This window comes from Xanthomonas sp. SHU 166 (genome assembly GCF_000364685.1).
Classification (GTDB): Bacteria; Pseudomonadota; Gammaproteobacteria; order Xanthomonadales; family Xanthomonadaceae; genus Xanthomonas_A; species Xanthomonas_A sontii.
The window spans coordinates 1-6,751 of sequence record NZ_AQOJ01000206.1 but is presented as its reverse complement, the minus strand read 5'-3'; the positions used below and the strand labels follow the sequence as shown (position 1 = coordinate 6,751).

General features: G+C 70.8%; 7 protein-coding genes. 6 read left to right on the top strand and 1 reads right to left on the bottom strand.

The annotated features are described in order from the left end of the window. Nucleotides 1-224 precede the first annotated feature (224 nt). Nucleotides 225-1,130 (bottom strand): LysR family transcriptional regulator, encoded by a 906-nt coding sequence (locus D180_RS07120; RefSeq protein WP_017912252.1) that lies wholly within the window; start codon nucleotides 1,128-1,130, stop codon nucleotides 225-227. A 99-nt stretch (nucleotides 1,131-1,229) separates the two neighbouring features. On the opposite strand from D180_RS07120, the gene D180_RS07115 reads away from it, so the two are divergent. The 6 genes from D180_RS07115 (at nucleotide 1,230) to D180_RS07090 (ending at nucleotide 6,655) form a co-directional block, all read left to right on the top strand. Continuing rightward, nucleotides 1,230-2,483 carry an MFS transporter gene (locus tag D180_RS07115; RefSeq protein WP_017912251.1) on the top strand — a complete coding sequence of 418 codons (1,254 nt, stop codon included), beginning with the start codon at nucleotides 1,230-1,232 and terminating at the stop codon, nucleotides 2,481-2,483. A 33-nt stretch (nucleotides 2,484-2,516) separates the two neighbouring features. Beyond that, on the top strand, nucleotides 2,517-2,897 hold the full coding sequence (locus D180_RS07110; protein ID WP_017912250.1) for a VOC family protein: 381 nt from the start codon (nucleotides 2,517-2,519) through the stop codon (nucleotides 2,895-2,897). A 192-nt stretch (nucleotides 2,898-3,089) separates the two neighbouring features. Further along, the gene (locus D180_RS07105) at nucleotides 3,090-3,971 is read left to right on the top strand and encodes an NAD-dependent protein deacetylase (RefSeq protein ID WP_017912249.1); all 882 of its coding nucleotides are present in this window, start codon (nucleotides 3,090-3,092) and stop codon (nucleotides 3,969-3,971) included. Nucleotides 3,972-4,058: 87 nt separating this feature from the next. Continuing rightward, on the top strand, nucleotides 4,059-5,156 hold the full coding sequence (locus tag D180_RS07100; RefSeq protein ID WP_043090596.1) for an NADH:flavin oxidoreductase/NADH oxidase: 1,098 nt from the start codon (nucleotides 4,059-4,061) through the stop codon (nucleotides 5,154-5,156). A 58-nt stretch (nucleotides 5,157-5,214) separates the two neighbouring features. After that, nucleotides 5,215-6,093 (top strand): NAD(P)-dependent oxidoreductase, encoded by an 879-nt coding sequence (locus tag D180_RS07095; RefSeq protein ID WP_081613553.1) that lies wholly within the window; start codon nucleotides 5,215-5,217, stop codon nucleotides 6,091-6,093. 121 nt (nucleotides 6,094-6,214) lie between these two features. Further along, entirely contained in the window at nucleotides 6,215-6,655 is a 441-nt protein-coding gene (locus D180_RS07090; protein WP_017908683.1) for an XVIPCD domain-containing protein, read from the top strand. Nucleotides 6,656-6,751 lie beyond the last annotated feature (96 nt).

The following is a 6,751-nucleotide window of genomic DNA, read 5'->3' as shown; positions in this document are numbered from 1 at the left end:
GTTACTTTTCTTTGCACAAGCAAAGAAGCGCTTCTCAGCAGCCGAAGGCTGATCAAAGTGACTCGCCGCAAGGCGAAAGCCTTTGCTGTTGCTGTTGCTGCTGCTTGATTTACACGTTGGACAAGCACAGCCGCACGAGTGAGCTTCAGCAGCGATAATCTCTATCGGTAAAGCCCTTCGGGGCTAAAGCCGTTTCTACATTGCTGCTAGGGGAGCGCAGCCCCCTACCCGCGCCTGCCCGCCGCATGCCCCTGCGCCAACTGCCACAGGTGGCGCACGATCGGCATCGCCTGCGCGGTGGCCGGCAGCGCGGCCAAGGCCAGGCGCGCCATCGGCACGCGGCCTTCGATGTCAAGGTAGCGCACCCCGGGCAACTGCACCTGCGCGGTCGAGGCGGGGACGACCGAGACGCCCAGTTCGGCGGCCACCAGGTTGACGATGGACGACATCTGCGGCGCTTCCTGTTCGATCTTCAGTTCGAAGCCGGCCTGGCGGCAGGCATCGAGGATCTCGTCGTACAGGCTGGTGCCGAAGCTGCGCGGGAACAGGATGAAGGGTTCGCCGGCCAGCGCCGACAGCGGTGCGCGGCGGCGCTTGGCCAGACGGTGCGCCGCCGGCACCGCGATCTTCATCGGTTCGTCGGGCAGCTTGAGCAACTGCAGTTCCGAGGGCGTGGCTACGCTGTAGCGGATGAAGGCCGCATCCAGCCGCCCCTGCAGCAGTGCGGCGAGCAGGCCGGCGGTGTTGGTCTCTTCCAGCGCCAGTGTCACCGCCGGCCAGCCGCGGCGGAAGCCGCGCACCAGGGTCGGTACGATCGGGTTGAACGCGGCCGAGGCGGTGAAGCCGAGCCGCAGCACACCGCTCTCGCCGCGTGCGGCGCGGCGTGCGGCATCGCCGGCGCGTTCCAGGTCGGCGAGCACGCGCCGGGCTTCGGTGCGGAAGGCGCGGCCGGCATCGGTGAGTTCGGCGCCGCGCGGCGTGCGCACGAACAACGGCGTGCCCAGTTCCTCCTCCAGTGCGCGGATCTGCTGGCTCAGCGGCGGTTGCTGGATGCCCAACTGCGCGGCGGCGCGGGTGAAGTGCCCGGCCTCGGCCACGGCCAGGAAGTAGCGCAGGTGGCGCAGTTCCATGTCATATCCAGAAAATATGGAGAGTGGGTCGATCATATATTGGACGCCGGGTGACGGCAGGCGAATACTGGCCATCCGTTTTCCGCCGCGACCCACACCGTGAACGCCTCCAGCCAATGCCCGCCGGTGCACGCCGTGGACGATGCGCCGCTGTTGCGCATCCGCCTGGCGCTGTTCCTGGCCGGCTTCGCCACCTTCTCGCTGCTGTACAGCGTGCAGCCGCTGCTGCCCGAGTTCGCCCGCGAGTTCGGGCTCAGCGCGGCGGCCAGCTCATTGCCGCTGTCGCTGGCCACCGGCGGCCTGGCGATCGCGATCTTCTGCGCCGGCGCGGTGTCGGAGACGCTGGGCCGGCGCGGGCTGATGTTCGTGTCGATCGCGTTGGCGGCGCTGCTCAACCTGCTCGCGGCCTACCTGCCGCACTGGGGCGCGCTGGTGGTGGTGCGCGCGCTGTCCGGCATCGCCCTGGGCGGCGTGCCGGCGGTGGCGATGGTGTACCTGGCCGAGGAACTGCCGGCGAGCCGGCTCGGCGCTGCCACCGGGCTGTATGTGGCCGGCAATGCGTTCGGCGGCATGGTCGGCCGCATCGGCATGAGCATGCTCACCGACCACTTCGACTGGCGCGTTGCGCTGGCCACGCTGAGCACGGTGGATCTGCTGGCCGCGGTCGGCTTCGTGTGGCTGCTGCCGCCGTCGCGGCACTTCGTGCGCCGCCAGGGCGTGAACCTGCGCTTCCACCTGCGCGCCTGGGGCGGGCATCTGCGCGATCGCCACCTGCCGTGGCTGTTCGCGATCCCGTTCCTGGCGATGGGCGTGTTCGTCAGCGTCTACAACTACGCCGGCTTCCGCCTGGGCGGGCCGGAGTTCGGGCTGAGCCAGAGCCAGCTCGGCATGATCTTCAGCGCCTACGTGTTCGGCATCGTGTCCTCGTCGGTGGCCGGCGCGGCGTCGGACCGGTTCGGCCGCGGCCCGGTGGTGCTGGCCGGCATCGCCATCGCGGCGCTCGGCGTGGCGCTGACCCTGGCGCATGCGCTGGTCCCGGTCATCGCCGGCATCGTGCTGCTGACCATCGGCTTCTTCGTCGCGCATTCGGCGGCCAGCGCCTGGGTCGGGCGCCTGGGCGGGCAGTTCAAGGGCCATGCCGCCTCGCTGTACCTGCTGGCGTACTACGCCGGCGCCAGCGTGATCGGCTCGCTCAGCGGCGCGGCGTGGCAGCACGGCGGCTGGAGCGCACTGGTCGCGTGTTGCCTGGTGTTGCTGGGCATCGGCCTGGTCGCCGCGCAGGTGCTGCGCCGCGGCGCCGACGACAGCCGCCCCTACGGCCGCTTCGGGCCGCATCCGCCGCGCGGCGAGTGAACCGCGCTGCCGTCATCCAACGAGGGTTCCGCAATGCAGATCGACCATCTCGACCATCTGGTCCTCACCGTCGCCGACATTGAGGCGACCTACGCGTTCTATGCGCGGGTGCTGGGCATGCGCGTGGTGACCTTCGGCGAAGGCCGCAAGGCGCTGGCGTTCGGCGCGCAGAAGATCAACCTGCATCGGCATGGCCACGCGTTCGACCCGAAGGCGCAGGTGCCTACGCCGGGCTCGGCCGATCTGTGCTTTCTCACCGCCACGCCGCTGGCGCAGGTGGCCGAGGAACTGTGCGCTGCCGCCGTGCCGATCGAGGACGGGCCGGTGCAACGCACCGGCGCCCGCGGCCCGATCCTGTCGCTGTACTTCCGCGATCCGGACGGCAACCTGATCGAGGTCGCCAACCCGTTGTGATGGGGGCCGCGTTGGCACCAGACGTGTGCCGTCCGCGCGCTGCCTGAACCTGTGCCGCCGGTCCATCGTTCGTGCCGAGCGCTGTCCGCACGTGCGGCAATCACAGGCCTTGTATTGCCGGCCAGCACGCACTACATACAGCGGCACGGCCGCCGCAATGGCGCGCGCCTTCACACCGACGGGAGCCGCCTGATGTCGCAGTTGCTGCAGGATCACGCCGCGTCTGCACCGCCAGCGGCGTCCGCGCTGGAAGCGTTCGTCGACCGCCATCGGCGCCTGTTCGTGCTGACCGGTGCCGGCTGCAGCACCGATTCGGGCATTCCCGACTACCGCGACGCCGCCGGCGACTGGAAGCGTGCGCAGCCGGTGACCTACCAGGCCTTCATGGGCGAGCTGGCGACGCGGCAGCGCTACTGGGCGCGCAGCCTGCTCGGCTGGCCGCGCTTCGGCCATGCGCGGCCCAATGCCACCCATGCCGCGCTGGCGCAGCTGGAAGCGCGCGGCCAGGTCGAACTGCTGCTGACCCAGAACGTGGATGGCCTGCACCAGGCCGCCGGCAGCCGCGCCACCATCGACCTGCACGGGCGCCTGGACGTGGTGCGCTGCATGGGCTGCGAGCGGCGCATGCCGCGCGAGGCGTTCCAGCAGCACCTGCTGCAGCACAACCCGCAGTGGGCGACATTGCAGGCCGCGCCGGCGCCCGACGGCGATGCCGACCTGGAGGGCGAGGATTTCGCCAGTTTCGTGGTGCCGGCCTGCACGCACTGCGGCGGCGTGCTGAAGCCGGATGTGGTGTTCTTCGGCGAGAACGTGCCGCGCGAGCGCGTGGCCAGTGCCTTCGCGCATCTGCAGCGCGCCGACGCGGTGCTGGTGGTGGGCTCGTCGCTGATGGTCTATTCCGGCTTCCGCTTCGTGCAGGCCGCGGCCAAGGCCTGCCTGCCGATCGCCGCGGTCAACCTGGGCCGCACCCGTGGCGACGATCTGCTGAGCCTGAAAGTGGAGCAGTCGTGCGCGCAGGCGCTGGCCTTCCTGCTGCCGGCAGCGGCGTGCGTTCCGAATCCCGGCACGAACTGATCCACCGGCAGTGGTTGATCGCGTTGTGCGGCAGGAGTGCAATGGCCGCTTCCCGCGCCGCGCGCGGCGTTTCCATGGATCCGTATCGTGAGTCACTTGTTCTCGCCCCTCGCGCTGGGGCCGCTGTCGTTGTCCAACCGCATCGTGATCGCGCCGATGTGCCAGTACTCGGCCGAGGACGGCCGTGCCAGCGACTGGCATGTGCAGCATCTGGGCCAACTGGCGCAGTCCGGCGCCGGGCTGCTGATCCTGGAGGCGACCGCGGTGGAGCCGCGTGGGCGCATCAGCTACGCCGATCTGGGCCTGTGGGACGACGCCACCGAGGCGGCGCTGGACACGGTGTTGCGTTCGGTGCGGCGTTGGTCGCCGATGCCGCTGGGCATCCAGCTCGCGCATGCCGGGCGCAAGGCGTCCACGCACAAGCCCTGGGACGGCGGCGGCGCGATCGCGCCCGAGCAGCCGAACGGCTGGCAGACGGTGGCGCCGTCGGCGCAGGCATTCGCCGACGACGGCCCGTCGCCGCAGGCGCTGGACCTGGCCGGCATCGACGCCATCGCCGAGGCGTTCGTGGCGTCGGCGCGGCGCGGCGAACGCCTTGGCTTCGAGCTGATCGAATTGCACGCCGCACACGGCTACCTGCTGCACCAGTTCCTGTCGCCGCTGAGCAATCAGCGCGCCGATGCCTATGGCGGCAGCCTGGAGAACCGCATGCGCCTGCTGCTGCGCGTGCATGCGGCGGTGCGCGCCGCGGTGGCGCCAAGCATCGCGGTGGGCGTGCGCATCTCCGCCACCGACTGGGTCGACGGCGGCTGGGATCTGGCGCAGAGCGAGGCGCTGGCGCAGGCATTGCAGGCGCAGGGCTGCGATTATCTGCACGTATCCAGCGGCGGGCTGGACCGGCGTCAGCGCATTCCGGTGGCGCCCGGCTACCAGGTGCCGCTGGCCGAGGCGCTGCACCGCGCGGTGCGCATGCCGGTGATCGCAGTGGGCCTGATCCCCGAGCCGCAGCAGGCCGAGGCCATCCTCGCCGAGGACCGTGCCGATGCCATCGCGCTGGCCCGCGGCATCCTCTACGATCCGCGCTGGCCGTGGCACGCGGCCGCCGCGCTGGGCGCGCGGGTACGCCCGTCGCCGCAATACCTGCGTTGCGAGCCGCATGCGGCGCGCGGCGTGTTCGACGCCTGACCGGCGCGCTGCGCGCGCTGGTGGCGTCCTCCATTTCGATTCCTTCAGGGAGCCTGCAATGACGACGATTGGATTTCTCGGCCTGGGCACGATGGGCCAGCCGATCGCGCTCAACTTGCTGCGCGCCGGCCATGCGTTGACGGTCTGGAACCGCAGCGCCGCGGCGGCGCAGCCCCTGCTCGAGGCCGGCGCGCAGCAGGCCGCGCAACCGGCCGATGCGGTGCGCGGGCCGGTGCTGTTCTCGATGCTGGCCGACGACACCGCGGTGCGCGAGACCCTGCTCGATCGCGGCGCGCTGGACGCGCTCACCGCCGGCAGCGTGCACGTCAACATGGCCACCATCTCGGTGGCCTTGGCGCGCGAACTGCACGCGCTGCATGCCGAGCGTGGCGTCGCCTACCTGGCGATGCCGGTGCTGGGGCGGGTGGAGGTGGCCGCGGCCGGCCAGCTCAATTTGCTCGCCGCCGGCGACGCCGCGGCACTGGCGCGGGTGCAGCCCTTGCTCGACGTCATCGGACGCAAGACCTGGTATTTCGGCGCCGCCCCGGAACAGGCCAACGCGGTCAAGCTTGCCGCCAACCTGTGCCTGGCCAGCGCCATCGGCACCATGGCCGAGGCGTCGGCGCTGGTGCGCGGGCACGGCGTGGAAGCGGCCGATTTCCTCGACATGCTCACCAGCACCGTGTTTGCCGCACCGGCCTACCAGACCTACGGCGGGATGATCGCCGAACAGCGCTACAGCCCGGCCGGCTTCAAGGCCACGCTGGGCCTGAAGGACGTGCGCCTGGCCCTGAACGCCGGCGAGACCCGACACGTGCCGATGCCGCTGGCGGCGGTGCTGCGCGATGCCTTCATCGAGGCGATCGCGCACGGCGACGGCGACCTCGACTGGGCGGCGCTGGCCAAGGTCGCCGCGCGCCGCGCCGGCCAGGCCTGAAGCGCCGACGGCTCTTCAGCGGACCTTGGCGGCGCATGCCGCACACTGCGCACCCGCTTGAGCCTGGCGCGCGCTTGCCGCTAAGGTGCGGCGATTTGCTGGCGCATCACAGGAGGATGCCATGAGTCCGAATTCGTCCGATCCCGGCGACAGAGCCCCGATCCAGCCGCCGCGCGCGGTGGTGCGCGAGCCCGTGCCCGGGCCCGATCACCCGGAGCATCCGGACCATCTCCTGTACGCGCAGATCCGCGAGGGCGTGCATGCGCTGGACGCCGCCTGTGGGCGCGCGCCGGACGCGATCAGCGAGCGCATGGTGGCGCGGCTGCTGCCGCTGGCCAAGGAATACGGTTTCGACCAGGTCGACCACGTGGTGCTCAGCCGCGAGATCGGCGACGTGGAGGATGGCGAGAACGTGTTCCTGGTGCGCGGCGACCTGGACGATCCGGCGCACCTGCGCGCGCACATCACCACCCACGAAGCGGTCGGCATGTCGGTGGAGGACTCGCTGGCGCGCCTGGAAAAGGTCAACCGCCGCCTGGCGCTGCGCCTGCGCCCGGAGTGAGCGCAGGCGAGTGAGCAGCGTCCTGGGTGAGGCGTCAGCTTCGACCCTGTTTCCGGGTAAGCATGGCTGAGCCCCTCTCCCTCCGGGAGAGGGGTT

Coding starts and splice junctions, on each gene's coding strand:
- D180_RS07120 (WP_017912252.1), bottom strand. CDS start 1,130: ATGGAACTGCGCCACCTGCGCTACTTCCTGGCCGTGGCCGAGGCCGGG.
- D180_RS07110 (WP_017912250.1), top strand. CDS start 2,517: ATGCAGATCGACCATCTCGACCATCTGGTCCTCACCGTCGCCGACATT.
- D180_RS07105 (WP_017912249.1), top strand. CDS start 3,090: ATGTCGCAGTTGCTGCAGGATCACGCCGCGTCTGCACCGCCAGCGGCG.
- D180_RS07095 (WP_081613553.1), top strand. CDS start 5,215: ATGACGACGATTGGATTTCTCGGCCTGGGCACGATGGGCCAGCCGATC.
- D180_RS07090 (WP_017908683.1), top strand. CDS start 6,215: ATGAGTCCGAATTCGTCCGATCCCGGCGACAGAGCCCCGATCCAGCCG.